The sequence below is a fragment of the Ideonella flava genome (assembly GCF_051857595.1).
Taxonomy (GTDB): Bacteria; Pseudomonadota; Gammaproteobacteria; order Burkholderiales; family Burkholderiaceae_C; genus Ideonella.
Window position 1 is genome coordinate 371,790 of sequence record NZ_JBPZHD010000008.1, and the last position, 17,144, is coordinate 388,933.

Sequence of the window (17,144 nt, forward strand, 5' to 3'; positions counted from 1 at the left end):
AGGAAGTGCTTCTGATGCGGCTGGACCAGTCGATGGCCACGCAGAAGCACTTCCTGGCCGACGCCAGCATGCACTGAAGGCGCAGGAGGAGGCGCAAGCCCGTCACGAGGCTGCGCCTGCGGGCGGGTCTGAGCGGCCAATCGATCCAGCCGCGGCGAGGGAAAGGCTGCGCACCATGAGCGCCGAATTGCGACGCAAGGTTGGCTCGGCATGAGCGCAAACCTCCGTCAATCCCCGAAGGTCTTCATCTGTCTAACCGTTAGACAGACTAATTTTGTCGGGCATTTCCATCCGCGACTGGTTCCACAGTTGTCTCGGTTGAACAAGACGGAACGGGTCCAGGAGGGACCCGTAATCCGAGCCACGAACGGCGCCTCACCGGGCTCCCGGGCGGGCTATCAGAGCCTCCCTATTCGACTCATTCGTCACCGAGCTCTTCCCGGAGTTTCCGGCGATGGCTCATGCCGCCAACGATTACGCAAACCAGCGTCATGCGCGTGCGGAATGGGGATTCCAAAGTCAGTGAAACCGCCAAGGCAAAGAATGAGGAAAGCCGAACCACGCGCGGCGGATTTCAGCGCCAGATTGGAGATTTGGAATTGAAAATCACCAGCTTGAGTATTGCGCCAGATATTGCGCGCGCATCAATCATCTGAAATACTTGAATATTGGAGACCCATAATGAGCATCAGTGACGCATTGAAGGCCAGCAAGAAGGCTCCGCGCAAACCAAAACTGCCCCCGCCATTTCCGGTGAGCAAAACCTCACCATTTCCGGATGGATACGATATCGAGGCCGAGCGGATTGCGCTAAAGGACATGGTGGAGGCCGATGACTTGGATATGGCCGATCCCCGGTTTTCTCGTTACGCGGAGCTGGAACGGCGCGAAACTTTGCTGCGTCAGATGAAGTCCGAGCACAGCGCCATGGATGGAGCTGAAAAGGAGGTTACGTACCGGGAGGCAATCAAGGTCAAAAACGACCTTGGCAAGCTGACCGACGAGGCCGACGATTCGATGACCATCCACACCCGGGAGGCCTCGCGGCTCTTCATCGGACGGGCCAAGCTGCCCGGTGAGTCGGGGTATGGGCAGTCGGGTGGCAAGAAGGTTGGCGCTTCGCTGCGAGCCATCTGGTACCTGTCCGGCAACGACAACCCATACGCCGATTTCGCCCTCATCGAGGCCCATGGTTCGATTGAATCGTCCATAGCTACCATCGAGGAGCGGATCACCGCGATGGAAGCCCGTCTGGAGAAGATTCAAAGGCGCGGGCTAACATTTTCGGTCGTGCGTGCTGACCCGCCAGTAAGCGTCGAGCTCGGATTTCGGTCGCCTTACGGCTACGCAGTGGTCCGGTTGATTTCAACCTTCGATTACTTTGTGCGGCTGATCAAGACGCTCGTGCGCAAGGATCTGCTTTCGGATAAAGAGGGATACCAGGACATCTTCACGATCACGCGGTCCTGCCGGCGAATTTTCGAGCGGGTGGTCTGGTTTCAGCGCTACCTGATGAAGGAGGAGCTGCGCCAGTTGTCGCGAGTGGATTGGCTGCCGACTGCCGATGAACAAGCCAAGAAAAGACTGCGTGCCGCAGTGGCCCTGTTCGGTGAGCTGCCCAGGGACGTTTTCAACGGGGATCTGGCACCCCGCCACAGCCGCCGGCAGCTCGATGTATCGGCCGAGGAGCTGCGCCTGCTGAACGAGGTGCCGCTGGCAGGCGACGAGGCCCAGCTGGCGACTGCGACGGACGGTTTGCAATGACGGACGCTGCGGCAATGGCAAGCGCCCGGGGCGAATAGGGCTGCGCCTGCGGAGGGGATGTGAAGCGGAAAGGGCTGTGGCAGTGGTGGATTCAGTGGTGGAGTTGGCTGCGCCAGACGCAGGAACACTGCGCCAGTGGGGCTGTCTCGCGATGGGACGATGGGATGGGATGAGATGGTCAAACAGATGATTGACCGGAAAGGGCCCTTAAAGGGTAAGGGCGAAACCCTGGCGCAGTGGCATCGCGAGGCCGGGGAGAAGCTGGCCGCGGTGCACCGGGCCATGGATGCGTTGGCGCAATCTGTGCGGGAAGTGAAGGGACGCCGCTGGAACTTGAACGTTTACAAGCTGCGGACCAAGGCTCACCAGCTTCGCTGGCGTGAAACCGGAATTGGCCGTCGCCACAGCTTGTGGGAGCGCATAGAGCCTGAGCTATCACTGTTGGCGCCTGGTTTGGCGCAGTGGTATCGCGAAACGGAGGAAATGGCACAAATACTCAATCACAAAGAACAGGTTGCGCGCTACGAGTTGAAAACCATTACCCGTTTGCTCGAAGGCCGACCCCGGGCAGGACGTGGCCAAAACTGGAATTACGATTCGTGAGGTTGACTGCCCGCGCCGCAGTTCGCTTTTTGATTCCCAATGCGGGCACCTGATCATGTTAATTTCAGGAGACGAGAATGAACGGAACTGACCTATTCGACGGAGGCCTGCTATTTGCCGCCTTGCTCTTCGTCCCAGCTTTCGCGTTCTGGCTGTTTTTGGGCAATAACAAAGTCAACGGGCGCAAAGGCTCGCAGAGCGCCGGCGGCGGCGATGGTTCTTCGCCCGGCGTGGATGGCTGCGGTGGCGCAGGCTGTGGCGGTGGTGACGGCGGGCACTGACCCAGCGCCTCGCGCAAAAAGAGATTCAGAAGCCATCGGACATGACATCGGGAAGCGTCCTCAATGAAAGAAGCGCTATGTCTATCCAATCGATCGTTCGCGGAAACCTGACCAAAGACCCCGAAGCGCGAGAAATCAGAGTCGACGGCGAAACCCGCCGGGTGGTCGACATCCGGATCTTCTCCGATGAGTATCGGCGTGCGGGTGATCAACTCGTCCAGGACGACGACCGCTGCGCCGGCGTCGACGTCACCATTTGGGTGGAGCGCTTAGGAGACCAAGTCGTGGCCCATCTGCGCAAGGGCAGCCGCGTGGAGGCCTCCGGCACCATGCACCTGCACCGCTACAAGGATCGCGAAACCGGCGAGCCACGCGCTGGCCTGCAGATGAACGCCGACAGCGTGACGCTGGTCCTGTCGCGCATCGACTCGATCTCGTTCGCGCCGCCGCGGCGCGCGCTGGACGCCGAAGAGCCTGCGATGGTCAGCTCTTAAAGGTGACCTGTCTCGGCGTCGCCCGCAATGACGAGCGACGCCTTCTTCAAACGGAGACCGCCATGTTCGACCCTTGCCTTCCAGACCTTGCGCTCCCGGCATGGCGCGCAGTGCGTGCGTCCGCGCTGGATGCCGTGCAGCAGGCGGCGCGCGTAGGCCACGTCTCGATGCGCGTGCAAGGCGTTCACCTGACGGCAAAGCGACTTTGCCGTGAAAGCAGCGAGTTAGCTGCGTCCGTCGCGGGGAGGCCTCTGCCGGCGTTCGTACAGCTCAGCGTGCGGCGCGGCACGGCGCCGGCCGAAGTGGTGTTCGTCTTTGCCGCCGGCGGAACGAAGGCCCTCGACCAGTGAGATCAACAACGAAGCGCTCAGGTGACGGGATCACTGGTATGGCAATGGGCGCTTTGGCGATGTGGTGATCAAGACCGCGCCGATCGAACGGTGTGTCAACGGCGAGCCGGTCCGAGTTACCTCGCCACCGAATCATTCGGCAACGGCCACCCCCTTCAGCAGGAGATCACACCATGAACGACGAAGTGCCCGATGACGATGCGACCGAGGCCGACTCCGACGAGCGCGACGACCCCTCCGAAGATGCGCCCCCCGACGAACTCCTGTCTGACGACGCTCCGAACTTCATTCGCGTGACGTTGCAGCGGCTCGTGGACGCCGCAGACGTCGCCATCGCTGACGGCGCGCTAGACGCAGATTCCGATGATCTAGCCGGGTTCGTCAACGCACTGGAAGCCGCCCGCGCTGAGCTGGCGTGGAGTGCATGAAGCCGACACGGTAGGGCCTGGAGAACTCCCCGATCAAGCTCGGCTGTGCGCCACATCTGCGGAAGCGGCCGATTCTGCCGACTGCACACGACACGCTTCGAGCCAAGGCAGTGACCCAGCCAGCCTTCGAACCGGTCGCGCCCGCCCTGCGTCCGTTCGTGCAGCGCGCCGCCTGCGACGGCCTGCGCATGGGGTTGGCCACGCCTTTCGGGCAGGACGTGAACGAGCTGATGCGCTCGCTTGGCGCCACTTGGACGCCCTACCGCCGGATGTGGGTGTGCGAGGTGAGTGCGATGCGGGAGTTGCTGGGCGGCCTGCAGCGCGCTGCTGCCCGGCTATCCGCCTTCTCGTTCGACGAGGCCCGCGATGTTGCGGCCACCGCTTGGCAGAACCCGCAAAGCGACTACTTCACCTCGCTCCTGGACGTGCAGATCCTGCCCCTGGCACAAGGCGGCTTCGCTGTCTCGTCTGCCTTCGACACGCTGATCGTGCGGGCGCTCAAACAGCTTGGGGGGCGTTTTCACAAGCACGCTCAGGCGTGGGAGGTGCACCAGCCGCGCGATGCGATTCTGGAGGGATTGGGGCGCGTTGCAGGGGTCGATGAGACCTTCGTGTTCCTCCATGACGGCGAACTGTTGCTGGAAAACCTGGTCGCGGGACCAAAGAGCGAGGTACCGATCACTGTGCTCGGGGCGCCGCCGCCGCAGGCCGGCGCGGCCAAGCCCACGGACAAAGAGGGATCGGGCTTTCTGTCGGCGCTTGGCACCCCTTTGCGGCGCCTGGAAGTCGACGAAGCCGCCCTCGCCTGCGCCGCACGCGAGTGTGGGTTGCGGGACTACCAGGTCAGCGGCGTTCGCCACCTGCTCGGCTTGTCGAGCGCCCTCCTCGCCGACGACATGGGGCTTGGCAAGACGCGTCAAGCGGTGGTAGCCGGCCGGCTGGCCGCCGGCCCGGACCAAGTGCTCGTGGCCTGCCCCACAAGCCTTGCGCTCAACTGGGAGCGCGAAATCCACGCGGCCTATCCAAACGCCAAGGTGGCGCTGATCGGCCAGAACTCGATGGGGGACGTACGCGCGGCCGACTGGATCGTCGCCAATTACGAACGCCTGGGGGGCCTCGTGCGCGAGGCGTCGCTCCGCCTTGCTGTCATGCTGGTCGACGAGGCGCACTACCTCAAGGAGCACCAGACCGGCCGCACGCGCAACGCGTTCCTCCTGGCCGAGCGCGTGCCGCGGCGGTTTCTGATCACTGGCACGCCGGTGCTCAGCCGCGAAATCGAGGTCCACACCCTCCTTCGGCTATCCGGGCACCCGCTCGGCCAGATGCCGCTGTCCGACTTTCGCCGCCAGTTCGCGGGCGATGCAGGTAGGCGTGCTCAGCTGGCCCAACGGCTCAGCGAGTGGATGCTGCGGCGCGGCAAGGACGTGCTCAAGGATCTGGGGGACAAGCTGCACCAGGTGCGCACGCTGCAGGCCCCAGACAACCTCGCTGAATACCGCAAGATCCTGGCGGATCAGACCCTGCAAACGATGCCCAAGTTGACCAAGCTGCGTCAGCATCTGGAGTCGTTGAAGGTGGACTTCCTGATCGACTCGGTCAGGGGACTGCCACAGGGCGGCAAAGCGCTGATCTTCTGCGAGTACATGGACACCGTGCACCAACTCAAGGAGGGACTGACGGCCGCCGGGATCCGCTGCGTCAGCCTGGTCGGCGTTGACGCGCCCAGAAAGCGCATGGCGGCGGTCGATGCCTTCCAGCAGGATCCGGCCATCCAGGCGTTCATCGGCACGACCATGGCCGCTGGTGTCGGCATCACGCTCACGGCCGCGAACTACGTGTTCTTCGCATCGTTGCCTTGGACACCGGCGCTCAAGCGTCAGGCCGAGGACAGGGCCTACCGGAGCGGCAACACGCACGACGTCTTCGTCATCACCCCGTTGGTGGCGAGGACCATCGACGAGCAGATAAACGCCCTACTCGAATCCAAGCGCGCCATCGAGGCATCGATCGTCGAGACGAACAGGGTAGCCGTTGCTTGACTGGCAGGTCGAATGACTGGATCCGACAGGTCGCAAACTTTCCCTTTCGACCCATCGGCGACGGTCTGCATCGCGAGGTTGCCTTCTCGGAAGGAGTCATCGTGCAATTTTGGAATCGAATGCCCGCCCTCAACCTCGACAAGTGATAGGTCCGGTGCGTAGACGCTTGCCTCTGACAGCAAATGGCATTGCTTTTCGACTTCAAGCAGTTGATTCGAGGGCATTTAATGTGAAACGCGAAGATCAAGCGCGACGTTCTGGAGAGTGAAGCCACTTCCGTCGCCCTGCATGTCCTGGTAGAAGCTTACGCTCCAGCGTTGCGTTGCGGGCTCGATCGTGACGAGGTCGTAGCACATCGGTTTTCCCTCGGCGCCGACACTGGATCCACATCCCACGATCGTCACCTCCGACCCTTGTGCCAGCTGAACCGTCGCCAAGTGTGGAACATGCTTGTGACCGTGGAGTACTAGGCCGACCCGTCGACTCGCGCACCATTTGACGAAATCCTCCGACTCCTCGAAGGCCAGGAATCGGTCATCCCCCCCAAACTTGGCGAGGATGCGCTCGTACAGTGCAGTTGGCTGCGACCCATAGTCCACCGGGTGGTGATGGACAAGCGCGATATTGAAGTAATCGCGCACCTGCTGTTTGCGATAGATCTCATCATCGTGCCTTTCGGACCGCGAAAGACGCTGGCGCAAACTCACGGCGCCACGAGCGAAATCTCCGGTCTCGCTCGAATTAAACGAGAAGAACACGGTCTGCATATCGTGATCAACGTCGATCGGGGACCAATCAAGGTCGGTGACGTACTCAGCCCTTCTTCCGAGCCTGCCGATCGCATTGCCCTTGGCCCGCATGTCGTGATTGCCTGGAACGACTAGCAATCGCTTGCTGGTACCGTCTTCGACGTCGCGGCGAAATTCGTCGAACGAAGCACGGAGGTCTTCTGAAGGTGTGTCAAACAAATCTCCGGTCACCGCCACTCGATCAATAGATGGAAGCATAGTCCTCAGATGTCGCTTGAGGTAAGACCTACGTTGTGTCGCTTCCCCGAGGCCGATATGAAGGTCGCTGAGATGAAGAACACGCTTGGAGCGCCGCCGGGACGCTTGGGCGGCGATCACGTCGTTCGCCGCCCTCAGTCCGCCCGATAGCGCGTCCAGCAACTGATGACGCAGAAAGTCGAAGGCGTCCCCCAGAGAAAGAGCGCAGGCCCCCCCGAGTCGCGTCCAAAATAGGACACCGGGCGGTGCGACCGGTTGATCTGCCAGGACTCGCAGCGCTGGAAAGGGGTCAACAAACTGGGCGAGTCCGGGTTCGTACCGCTGTGAGGGGAGGAGAACCAGTCCGTTAGCGCCCGAGCTGAAACCGGCCTCCCTGAAGAAGCGCAGTGTGGAGTCGTCGTGGCCATGGTCGTCAGCCGGTAGGACGAGGGCGTAGAAGTCGTAACCAGTGAAATAGGTCTTAAGAGGATCCAGGTAACGCCTCGAATCCACCGGCCGATCATTGTCGGGCTCACCGAACTGGAAATTCAAGCGCCGGAACTGGTCACCCGCTGCATCTTCGACTTTCCGCGTCCAGTCATCTGGTGATCCTTGCGTTGAACTGATGAGGTTCTGGCCGTAGGCCAGTGACATTAGAAATGTCCCGATCGTGCCTAGGTCCGAACGAGGTGCGGCGAGACCGGTTTCGTCGGTCAGGTACCCCACAAGGTTGATATGGCTGAGATCGAAGCGCGCGCCCATGCTTCCCTCCGCTAGGCCAGACTGCTCAACAATGCTTGCCAGCCGCCCGATCCACGTCTGGCCGCCCAAGACTGGCAAGACTTCGCCCCACAGTGCGGAACGGCAACCGCCGCCGTAAAAGCTTCCTCCACATCATGGTCTTAGCCCAGCAAAAGTATGAAGTCTGCAACCGGCTCTTGTACTGCAACGACCCGGTGTGTTTCGCCTGCTTAAGAGTCTAGAGCAGATACGCAATCGCTGAATCATTACGATGGCGGATGACGCGAGCCATTTAAACAATCAAAATCATGACAGTCGGTTGCGCGGCTGGTCGCTGACGCTTCGCCGTGCGTCAACGATGGATAGAAGCGGCCATTGCCTCTAGCCAACCAAGGCGCTTCCGCCGAGGGCCCGCTGTCTGGCGCAGCCGCGAACTTACAGTCCCGACCCTGAGCCGCCGGTCGAGATTCTCCAAAGCTGCCCGACAGCTAAGCTCCGGCTCCTCGCGTTTCGCATCTATGAAGCGGCCGCATGCGGCCTCCGGCAGCCGGCCACAAGGAGTCTTCAAGGAAGGTCTGCTTTCGGCCCGGTTGCCGGGCGGCCCCGCACCTGGTCTGGGCGACGGATGCAGCGAGGTTTGAGATCCAATTGCCCACTTCGCTGTCGGGCAGACCGTCACCACGGATGCCGGACGCCGTTGTCGACGAATCCGTTCCAATTGAAAGGCAAGCGAATCAAGTCTCGACTCAATCTGGTCGAGACCTGAGGCGAAATCCCGTTGTCGAACAGGAAGCGCACTTCGTCCTCGTCGCTGTAGGACGTCTGGATGGTTGCTGCGCTCAGCGCGAGAAGCGAACCCGTGGACTCCAGGCGACGCATTGCCTCGTAGGGCGATCCTGCAAGAGTTCTCCGGCTTCGGGGATTGCGCCCTGGGCTCGGCCGTGCCAATACTCGCGCACCTCGCCGGATGGAGCGTGCCATGATCCGAATCGACCTGCGCCGACGCGCCAGCGGCCTGATGCTGGTCGTGGGACCGCGACCGGATGGTGGAGCCACAACGAATCGGTCCATCAGCGCATGACCGACTACGCCTACAACACGCTGCTCGCCGGCGCCAGCTTTGCCGAGGGCGGACCGATGTCGGCTCGCCTGCGCATTGCGCTCGGCCGGTTGAAAGCCACCGATCCGACGATCGCACCATTCTTTGCAGCCGTGTGTTGCCAGCCAATAGCCAACTGCACAGAAGTGCGGCCTAACCACGGCCTAACCCTCCCCTCGGGTCAAGAGCTGTAAGCCTAGCGTCCTACATGGGGCGATAGAACTGCGACACGCCATCACAGATGCTTACCACTGCAGCCCTAATAGTACGCAGAGTACTCTCAGCCGCGCTGTCAGCGCTGCTTGTCTCCGTCATTGTCTGCGCTGCGCTATTCGCAGTAATCGTCGTACTTTGGTTCAAGCCTGGTGTAAAGCAGCTTCACTTGGGATGGGCGATCGTTACCTTCACCTTTGCTTTCTCCTTCCTGGGGAGTATGGGAAAGGGAACGCTTCCCCCGCTATTCAAACATTTGTTAAAACTCGAAGAGGTGGCGATCGACGGCACCAAACCCCGCGCAATCCGCGTCCTTATAAAGCTGGCACTTCTCTATTTCACACCGGTAGCGATGTTGTACTTGATGTCGATTGGCATTGCCGGACTATATTTTGGCGATGACGACGGTCGATTTGCGTTATTTCCGCTCCTCGTCTTCTCCGCAGCTTTCGCATCAGCACTGATTCCGTTATCAGTAGTCATCGGCAAAGGCAAGCAGGGAATTCATGACGTAGTGGCCGGACTGTCCGTAGTCAGCGCGGGAACGACCGCGGAATACTCCCGGCAGACGGCTCCGCTCCTTTGGAAGTCTGTCGCAGTGGCAGCGGCAGTAGCGTTGGCGGCCACAATAGTACTACTCTCGGTCTTCGCCAAGGCCCATGCTACTCATAGACCAATCTATATCGGAGATGAACTTAAGTCTCGTGTTGCTCGCTACGACGCGATGTTTCCGGGTTTGCCTCAGGATTGCCGCAAGCATTTTTCGTCAGCAACTTTCTGGTGGTGGCTTGATTTAGGCTGCGGAACAGCTGCTCAAGAGGATGTGGGCCGGTCCCTAGGCCTTGAGCCGTGGGAGAGGCAGCTTCTGCTGGGAATCGGATTTCGAGAGTACAGATATCCCATCTCAATTCCTCTTATCTCGCTTGATCGTAAGTCGACGGTGGAGATTGCCGCGGAAGCTCCCATGATCGCGATCACCGTCTTTACTGAAGCTGCGCTTTTCCATTATCCTGAACGCCGACGAATGCTGCAGCAGCATATCCTTGAGCGCGCCCTTCGCCAAGGATTGTTGACCGATTTTCGCGCAGGCAAGTTTAAATTCGTACGAATGATAAAAGTTGCCTTCTTGACAATAACTGTTTACGACGAGTACATCGTCATGAATGATCGAGTTTGGCGTCAAGATTTCAATCTTGGGCCTCAGTACACGTTTCGATTTAACTTTGCAGGCGCGTTCAGTGGCGAATACATTACGAATTTTGAGATCGAATAATTCTTATCGCAGTGAAGCCTAACCTCTTGCTCAAGCGGCGCCCGACGGCACGCCACCAGGCCCGGGAGTCTTGCTTTCGATGGAGGAGAGCAAATGCCGGAGGTCAGGCCATGCAGTATGACGATGCCAAGGTTGAGGACGCAGTGCTGGCGCTGCTCGGCGTTCTTTGAGTTTAAAAAACGGGCGCACTTGGAATCGTTTCGACTTCGACGTAGTCGAAGCCTTGTTCGCCAGAAGGACTGATTTCCGATCCACGAGGCAGCAGGAGTCCTGCACCTCACGGAAGCAGGCCTACTGAGGGCGAAGTCCCTCGCACAGTAGATGTTTGGTAAGCGCTGCGGACGTTGGCGAGGCACCGACGGATTGCTCGTGATCCGGCGCCCAAATGACTGCTATGAGGACCGCAATCTCGATCGGGCTACGACGGCTCTGGGTCGAGACATGCCCGACCGTAGGCCGGGTTAGCCGCCGCTGAGCAGTCGTTCGAGTTGGACCGCCAGGACGCAGCCCTTCGTTAACGGGTGGACTCGACCCGTTGCGGTCTTTGGGTCGCACAAACTCGGCAACCCAAATCCGTCGCTCAATGGTTGAGCCCACGGGCGGACGTAGTGGTTGCGCTTGTCCGGCTACGCACCGCTGGAACCGGACGAAAGCAATTCTTTGAGGGCCTCGCGGGCTAAGGCGACGAGCTGCGCTGGGGCGCCGGGCATTTCGACAACCGCCGCGTATTCGGCAATCGCCGCTTCATTGTCACCACGCTCCCGATTCGCAAAGCCCCTGCTGAAGCGCACCACTGCAACCACGTCCGCCGGGGCTCCGGGTAGCTGGAGCGCGGCGGACCAGTCGGCGATCGCTTCGCCACCATCGCCGCGCTTGGACCTGGCGAAGCCTCGTCCGAGAAGGGACCTCGCAACCCTATCCGCTGACGCGCCTGGTAGGTCGATAACGGCAGTGTAGTCGGCAATCGTCGCCTCATGGTCGCCGCGCCTGCTACTCGTGACAGCTCGCTGGAAGAGTGCACTCGCGACCTGACTGGCCGGCGCGCCGGGCAACCCGATCGCAGCGGTGAAGTCAGCAATCGCCGCCTCAGTGTCGCCGCACTTGTCCCTCGCACCGCCTCGGCAGACGAGTGCATGCGATACCTGATCGGCCGGCGCGTCGGGTAGCTCGATCGCGGAGGTCCAGTCGGCTATCGCTGCCCTGCCGTCGCCTCGCTTCTCCCACCTAACGCCTCTGACAATGAATGCCTTCGCGACCTGATAGGCAGGCGCTCCGGGCAAGATGATCGCTGCGGTGTAGTCGGCAATCGCTGAATCACTGTCGCCGCCTTCTTCTCTCGAGAAGCCTCGGTTGACAAGCGCCACCGCGACCTCATCAACCGGCGCGCCAGGTAGCTCGATCGCTGCGGTCCAGTCTGCAATTGCTGCTTCGCTGTCGCCCAACTCGTTGCGTTCAACGCCTCTACCAAGGAGTGCCTTTGCGACCAAATCCGCTGGGCCGCCGGGCCAACGTATCGCGGCGGTGTAGTCGACAATCGCTGCCTCACTGTCGCCATACTGTCCTCGCGCCTCTGCTCGATTGACGAGCGACGCCACAACCTTCTCAGCCGGTGCGCCTGGTACCTGGATCGCAGCGGTCCAGTCGGCAATCGCTGCGTCGATGTCGCCACGCTCGCTCATCCTCAATCCTCGCTCGACCAGTGCCTCCGCGACCTGATCAACCGGTGCGCCGGGTAGCTCGATAGCTGCAGTGAAGTCGGCAATCGCTGCCTCACTGTCGTTGAGCTTGCCGATTGCAATGCCTCGGTAGACGAGTGCCATCGCGACCTCCTCGGGCAGAGCGCCAGGCACCTCAATCGCGGCGGTCCAGTCGGCAATCGCTGCGTTGGTGTCGCGTCGCCTATTCTTCGTGATTCCTCGGATTAAGAGCGCGTTCGCGATTAGCTTTGCAGGAGCGCCGGATAGTTCGATGGCAGCGGTGCAATCGGAGATGGCTGCTTCACTATTACCGCGCTCGCCCATCACCGCGCCTCGGCAGACAAGTGCTCTCGCAGCCAGTTCGGACGAAGCCCCGGCCAGTTTGATCGCGGCGGTCCAGTCGGCAACTGCCGCGTCGCCGTCACCATGCCCATACCGCGAGTGGCCTCGATGCAGGAGCGCCTTCGCGACCTGATTGACCGAAGCGCCGGGCAGTTCGATCGCAGCGGTGTAGTCAGCGATCGCTGCCGCACTGTCCCCGCTCTCGCCAACAGTGAGACCACGTAGGCATAGCGCCAGTGCGAGCAAGTCCGCCGCGGCGGGCGTGCGCCGCGCAGCCTCCAAATACCATCGATTGAACGGTTCGCCATGCACCGGCTCGTAGTTGTCAAACGCCGCCCATGCGGCCCCGATGAAGCATCGTGTCGTCGAGTCCACACCCGCCTCTGATGCAACTTCGTCGAGGGCCACCAGTGCCTCGAAGCGAGGACGGCTGGCGGAGTTGACGCCGGTGATGCCTGTGGCCAAAGATCTAACTAAGTCCGCAGCCGTGCGACGCCACAGTGCCAGTTTGTGCTGCTCAAACCAGCGACGCGCTGCCGCGTGGCGCGTATCGTGGCCGTAGCTGGGAAAACTGTCCTGAAGGTCGAGGACAGAAGCATCGACGAGCGCGTCGATTGACGACTGGTCATGTCCGTTCAACAGGATCGACTTGTGAATCTCCCATGCCTCAGCGTCAAGGCTTGGGAAGCATGCGAGCGCCGCAGCAAATGCGAGTCTCGAGTCAGACAAGCCGTTCAGCACTTGATGAAGGTCGGTGTAGCGGAGCGCGTGTGCGTCGGCGGCAATCCTCGAAAGGTCCTCGCTCGCCAGTGACGATCCCGTGGATGCAGAAGCTGTCCAACGATCCAGCACGCCGGGGTAGTTATCAATCCAAAGCAGCAGCGTTTCATCAGATTCGGAACTTGCCGCAGGCACGATCGACCGGACATATTCGAGCATTCGCCGGCGTTCGCGTTGCTCACTGCCGATGGTGGCTTCGAGTCGCTGGATTGCAGCGTATGCGCTGAGTTGGCACAGGTTCTCCGCATGCTGCAACGCTTCGTCGGCGAACTTTACGCCAACGGCCTGCTGCGGGCTTCGGATCGCAATCAGAACATGCGTGGAGTGCCACTCGACAATCTGTTTGAGGATGTTCTCCAACGTCGCATGCTCAGCGCGCAGCGACAGTGACTTCTCCCATGCATCAAGGATGAGCACGACGCGTCGGTTGCTGATCTTCACCACCAGGTCAACCAGTGACTGAGCTTGGTCGTACGGCAAGGGTGCAAGTTGAAGTCCGCCGATGAGCAAGTCCCTTTGCGCTTCGGCCAAGCCATCGAACGCACTCCGCACAGTCGCCGCAACGCCTTCAGGGAACTGCTTGCCCGCCAGTTTGTCGAACAGAAGCCCGACCATCTGCCCGACGCGCGGCACCAATGAGGCCTTGTGCCGCTGCCAAAGGCTCAACGCTTGGTCGCGCATCGTGCTGTCCGCAAGCCAGCGCGCGTAAAGGTTCGAGACCGCGTAGAGTAGATTGCTCGTTTCTGCCCCTGTCGATTGGTGGTATCCGACGAGAAAGCGCCCCTCCTCCAGCAGCCGACGGGCTAGCTCCTGAAGCGTCCAAGTCTTACCCATCATCGGGCGCGCGACCAGCGCCGTTAGCCCGGGCTTTCGCGCACGGTCGAGCAGCCTATGAATGTCAGGTTCGCGGCCGAACAGGCGCTCACGGTGGTCGGGAAATTCTTTGCCCATGTAGCAACTCTAATCTGACGACGCTGCCGGTGGCGAGCGCCCGCTCCATCGTTTACAGCACCCACCTAAGTCATCGAACATCGGACGGTCCCCGGACGAGGCCGTCGCTCGTGGCGAAACCTCATTGACCGCCAAGGAGTGCAGCCCGCGCCATCTCCGCATCCACTTGCACCTATTCCCGGCTGGTTCGGTGCTAAGGAAGGTCTGCACAACCCCGGGCTGACACGCGTTGCCTGCGGCGGCCCGAGCGACGAACATCGAGGTCATGAAGCAAGCCAGTCTGGGCCTGAACCTGTCGACGAAGATGACCCGCAAGCGGGAGTTCCTTGAAGAGATGGAACGGGTGGTGCCGTGGAAGGTCCTGGTGGAGATCATCGAGCCGTATTGGCCGAAGAGCAAGACGGGCCGCCCGCCGTTCGCCATCGAGACGATGCTGCGCATCCACTACATGCAGCAGTTGGTTCGGCCTGAGTGACCCGGCGATGGAAGAGGCGCTGCACGACGTGCCGCTGTACCTGCGGTTCGCGGGCTTGAGCAGCGGTGCCAATCGCATCCCCGACGAGACGACGATCCTGCGCTTTCGCCACTTGCTCGAGAAGCACGACCTGGCGGTCGACATGCTTCGCGTGGTTAAACAACTGCTCCAGAACAAGGGCTTGATGCTCAAGACCGGCACGGCGGTAGACGCAACGCTGATCTCGGCGCCGAGCTCGACGAAGAACGCTTCGGGCGAGCGCGACCCAAGAGATGAAGCAGAGCAAGAAGGGCAACCAGTGGTTCGGGGTTGGTGCACTCGGTGCGGGGCACCTCGGGCAACGTCAACGACGTCGTCGAGGCCAACAGCCTGCTGCATGGCGAAGAGGATGTCGTCTTCGCCGATTCGGGCTACCGCGGTGCCAACAAGCGCCCCGACGCGACGCCGGGCGTGACTTGGCACGTCGCGCGTCGCCCGAGCTCGCGCAAACCCTTCCAGAAGGAGGGCAAGCTCGGAGAAATCATTGACCAAATCGAGCACCTGAAGGCCAGTGTTCGCGCGAAGGTCGAACATGCCTTCCGGGTGGTCAAGCGCCAGTTCGAGCACACGAAGGTGCGCTACCGCGGGTTGGCCAAGAACACCGCGCAGTTGCACACGCTGTTCGCGCTGACGAACCTGTGGATGGCGCGACGGCAGTTGATGGCACTGGATGGACAAGTCCGTCTGATGACGACAAGAACAGCATGATTCCGAGCCGAAAAATCGCCTGGGAGCCCGCACTCGCAATCTATCGGCGAGTTGAGCCATCAATTGCGCCCATCGGACGTATCACTGCCATCTGGACTTGCTGGATGGCGAGTTGTTCAGATGGTATGGGCGCCTCCCCCTCTGGCGACGGTAGGCCGTAACTCGTGATCGGCGGTGGATCCCCCGATGACGGCATCAATGTGCCAGAGTGGAGATGCAACTCAACCACTGACCGGAGGATCCGCCATGGAGCTTAACGTTATCGCGATCGACATCGCCAAGCAGGTGTTTCAGCTGCACTGGGTTGATAGTGAAACGGGCAGCATCGAGCGCCGCAAGCTTCGACGCTCGCAAGTTCTGGCTTGGTTCGCGAATCGGGAGCCGGCACTCGTGCTGATGGAAGCTTGTGGCGGAGCGCATGAGTGGGGTCGGCAGCTTCTCAGGATGGGGCACCAGGTGCGGCTTCTCTCGCCGCGGAGCGTTCGTCCCTTCGTCCAACGCAACAAGACCGATGCCGCCGACGCCCACGCCATCTGGACGACAGGACAGCAGCCAGGCGCAAAGTTCGTGGCGATCAAGACGCTCGGGCAGCAGGTTGTCCTCTCACTGCACCGGCTGCGGGCTCAGCTGATGAAGATGCGGATCATGCAAACCAACGAGCTGCGCGGTCTGCTCTACGAGTTCGGCATCATCCTGCCAGAAGGGCATCGCGCGCTGCTCAAGGAGCTACCGGCCGCGCTAGTCGTGGCCAGCGAGCGGCTTCCATCGATGCTTGTTGAGTCCCTGCAGGAGCAGGTCCGCCGGATTGATTCGATGGATGCCGACATCGCTGGCATCGAACGCCGCCTGGCGCAGCAGCTACGCGAGACAGCGGCATGCAAGACGCTGGCTGACATCCCCGGCGTCGGCCTGATGACTGCAACCGCAGTCGTCGCCAGCATGGGTTCACCTGCCGCGTACCACGACGGTCGAGAGTTTGCAGCCTCGATCGGCCTGGCGCCGAGACAGACCGGAACCGGTGGTCGCGTCCGGCAACTCGGGATCAGCAAGCGAGGTGATGCCTACCTGAGAACGCTGCTCATGCATGGCGCCCGCGCCATAGTTCGCTCAAGTCACGCAACGACTTGGCCATGGCTGGCCGAACTGCTCAAGCGCAGGCCGTACAACGTCGCGGTCGCTGCTGTGGCTAACAAGCTTGCCAGGACCATCTGGGCGATTCTTGCCAAAGGCCAGACTTGGCGGGCATCAGCCTGGCAGGCCGCTTGAAGAATCGAAGACCGAACAGCCGCTTTTGAAGGAGAGCAAGCGACGTCAACCGCGTGATGGGTCAGACAGGTCGGACCGGGACGGGGGCACTCCGATAGGGAAACAGAGCTCAGCGCTCGATGTTCAGATGGGAGCCTCGTCAGCGAATGCCATCAGGGCCAGCAGGCTTCGCCGCCTGCACCACAGGCCGGATATAAGACTGCAGCCCTGCCTCCTGCTTCAGCACTCGAACAACGTCCTTGCGATCCGGGAGGCGCCCATATAAGACCTTCCCTAGGGAAAAGGCTACGTCTGCGTCGGCGCCTACCCAGGCAGCCTGACTTAGTAGCGCGTTGGGCGTCCACCGCTCACGCTGGAGCATTCCACTGCGGTTATCCCACGTGGATAACCCCTTATTGCGATCGTGTCAGGATGCCAGGAAGCTGCCGTTCACCGATGACAGCTGATGGCCGAGACCGTGAGCCCGAGGCCCGGCACGACAGTTGACCCTCGCACTGACGGACGTGCCCTTCAGCGGCCGGCGTCGGTAACGGCTGCGAACTGGAGGTCCCGGCCAGGAGCCGTCTCTCGCGATCGGCAGCTTTCCGGCCCGACCTGCGACTGACAATCAGTTGG

General features: G+C 61.2%; 14 protein-coding genes and 1 pseudogene. 12 read left to right on the forward strand and 3 right to left on the reverse strand.

The features are described from left to right. The first annotated feature begins 461 nt into the window (after positions 1-461). The 8 genes from ACS5PM_RS19415 to ACS5PM_RS19450 all read left to right on the forward strand — a co-directional run bounded on the left by ACS5PM_RS19415 (position 462) and on the right by ACS5PM_RS19450 (position 5,959). The gene (locus ACS5PM_RS19415; RefSeq protein ID WP_439389320.1) at positions 462-656 is read left to right on the forward strand and encodes a hypothetical protein; all 195 of its coding nucleotides are present in this window, start codon (positions 462-464) and stop codon (positions 654-656) included. A 25-nt stretch (positions 657-681) separates the two neighbouring features. Continuing rightward, complete coding sequence (locus tag ACS5PM_RS19420; protein ID WP_439389321.1) at positions 682-1,764, forward strand: PFL_4669 family integrating conjugative element protein; 1,083 nt, start codon at positions 682-684, stop codon at positions 1,762-1,764. A 174-nt stretch (positions 1,765-1,938) separates the two neighbouring features. Further along, positions 1,939-2,367 (forward strand): hypothetical protein, encoded by a 429-nt coding sequence (locus ACS5PM_RS19425; RefSeq protein WP_439389322.1) that lies wholly within the window; start codon positions 1,939-1,941, stop codon positions 2,365-2,367. Between the two features lie 77 nt (positions 2,368-2,444). Next, complete coding sequence (locus ACS5PM_RS19430; protein WP_439389323.1) at positions 2,445-2,648, forward strand: hypothetical protein; 204 nt, start codon at positions 2,445-2,447, stop codon at positions 2,646-2,648. Between the two features lie 77 nt (positions 2,649-2,725). Further along, on the forward strand, positions 2,726-3,142 hold the full coding sequence (locus ACS5PM_RS19435) for a single-stranded DNA-binding protein (RefSeq protein WP_439389324.1): 417 nt from the start codon (positions 2,726-2,728) through the stop codon (positions 3,140-3,142). A gap of 62 nt (positions 3,143-3,204) precedes the next feature. Then, positions 3,205-3,492: a hypothetical protein gene (locus ACS5PM_RS19440; protein WP_439389325.1), complete on the forward strand. Its 288-nt coding sequence runs from the start codon at positions 3,205-3,207 to the stop codon at positions 3,490-3,492. Between the two features lie 173 nt (positions 3,493-3,665). After that, positions 3,666-3,920, forward strand: a complete 255-nt coding sequence (locus ACS5PM_RS19445) for a hypothetical protein (protein WP_439389326.1) — start codon at positions 3,666-3,668, stop codon at positions 3,918-3,920. Positions 3,921-4,030: 110 nt separating this feature from the next. Beyond that, positions 4,031-5,959, forward strand: a complete 1,929-nt coding sequence (locus ACS5PM_RS19450; RefSeq protein WP_439389327.1) for a DEAD/DEAH box helicase — start codon at positions 4,031-4,033, stop codon at positions 5,957-5,959. Positions 5,960-6,183: 224 nt separating this feature from the next. Here ACS5PM_RS19450 and ACS5PM_RS19455 read toward each other — a convergent pair whose 3' ends face one another. Both ACS5PM_RS19455 and ACS5PM_RS19460 read right to left on the reverse strand, forming a co-directional pair. Further along, the gene (locus tag ACS5PM_RS19455) at positions 6,184-7,707 is read right to left on the reverse strand and encodes a metallophosphoesterase family protein (protein ID WP_439389328.1); all 1,524 of its coding nucleotides are present in this window, start codon (positions 7,705-7,707) and stop codon (positions 6,184-6,186) included. Between the two features lie 654 nt (positions 7,708-8,361). Further along, positions 8,362-8,565, reverse strand: coding sequence for a hypothetical protein (locus ACS5PM_RS19460; protein WP_439389330.1), 204 nt, complete (start codon positions 8,563-8,565; stop codon positions 8,362-8,364). A 198-nt stretch (positions 8,566-8,763) separates the two neighbouring features. On the opposite strand from ACS5PM_RS19460, the gene ACS5PM_RS19465 reads away from it, so the two are divergent. Further along, the gene (locus tag ACS5PM_RS19465) at positions 8,764-8,979 is read left to right on the forward strand and encodes a hypothetical protein (RefSeq protein ID WP_439389331.1); all 216 of its coding nucleotides are present in this window, start codon (positions 8,764-8,766) and stop codon (positions 8,977-8,979) included. 188 nt (positions 8,980-9,167) lie between these two features. Further along, positions 9,168-10,271 carry a hypothetical protein gene (locus tag ACS5PM_RS19470; RefSeq protein WP_439389332.1) on the forward strand — a complete coding sequence of 368 codons (1,104 nt, stop codon included), beginning with the start codon at positions 9,168-9,170 and terminating at the stop codon, positions 10,269-10,271. A 626-nt stretch (positions 10,272-10,897) separates the two neighbouring features. On the opposite strand, the gene ACS5PM_RS19475 is transcribed toward ACS5PM_RS19470, so the two are convergent. After that, complete coding sequence (locus ACS5PM_RS19475) at positions 10,898-14,041, reverse strand: hypothetical protein (protein WP_439389333.1); 3,144 nt, start codon at positions 14,039-14,041, stop codon at positions 10,898-10,900. A gap of 265 nt (positions 14,042-14,306) precedes the next feature. On the opposite strand from ACS5PM_RS19475, the pseudogene ACS5PM_RS19480 reads away from it, so the two are divergent. Further along, positions 14,307-15,263: pseudogene (locus tag ACS5PM_RS19480) on the forward strand (IS5 family transposase). Positions 15,264-15,509: 246 nt separating this feature from the next. Next, entirely contained in the window at positions 15,510-16,529 is a 1,020-nt protein-coding gene (locus tag ACS5PM_RS19485; protein WP_439389334.1) for an IS110 family RNA-guided transposase, read from the forward strand. The last annotated feature ends 615 nt before the right edge of the window (positions 16,530-17,144 follow it).

Coding starts and splice junctions, on each gene's coding strand:
- ACS5PM_RS19430 (WP_439389323.1), top strand. CDS start 2,445: ATGAACGGAACTGACCTATTCGACGGAGGCCTGCTATTTGCCGCCTTG.
- ACS5PM_RS19465 (WP_439389331.1), top strand. CDS start 8,764: ATGACCGACTACGCCTACAACACGCTGCTCGCCGGCGCCAGCTTTGCC.
- ACS5PM_RS19435 (WP_439389324.1), top strand. CDS start 2,726: ATGTCTATCCAATCGATCGTTCGCGGAAACCTGACCAAAGACCCCGAA.
- ACS5PM_RS19485 (WP_439389334.1), top strand. CDS start 15,510: ATGGAGCTTAACGTTATCGCGATCGACATCGCCAAGCAGGTGTTTCAG.
- ACS5PM_RS19420 (WP_439389321.1), top strand. CDS start 682: ATGAGCATCAGTGACGCATTGAAGGCCAGCAAGAAGGCTCCGCGCAAA.
- ACS5PM_RS19415 (WP_439389320.1), top strand. CDS start 462: ATGCCGCCAACGATTACGCAAACCAGCGTCATGCGCGTGCGGAATGGG.
- ACS5PM_RS19445 (WP_439389326.1), top strand. CDS start 3,666: ATGAACGACGAAGTGCCCGATGACGATGCGACCGAGGCCGACTCCGAC.
- ACS5PM_RS19475 (WP_439389333.1), bottom strand. CDS start 14,041: ATGGGCAAAGAATTTCCCGACCACCGTGAGCGCCTGTTCGGCCGCGAA.
- ACS5PM_RS19460 (WP_439389330.1), bottom strand. CDS start 8,565: ATGCGTCGCCTGGAGTCCACGGGTTCGCTTCTCGCGCTGAGCGCAGCA.
- ACS5PM_RS19425 (WP_439389322.1), top strand. CDS start 1,939: ATGGTCAAACAGATGATTGACCGGAAAGGGCCCTTAAAGGGTAAGGGC.
- ACS5PM_RS19455 (WP_439389328.1), bottom strand. CDS start 7,707: ATGGGCGCGCGCTTCGATCTCAGCCATATCAACCTTGTGGGGTACCTG.
- ACS5PM_RS19440 (WP_439389325.1), top strand. CDS start 3,205: ATGTTCGACCCTTGCCTTCCAGACCTTGCGCTCCCGGCATGGCGCGCA.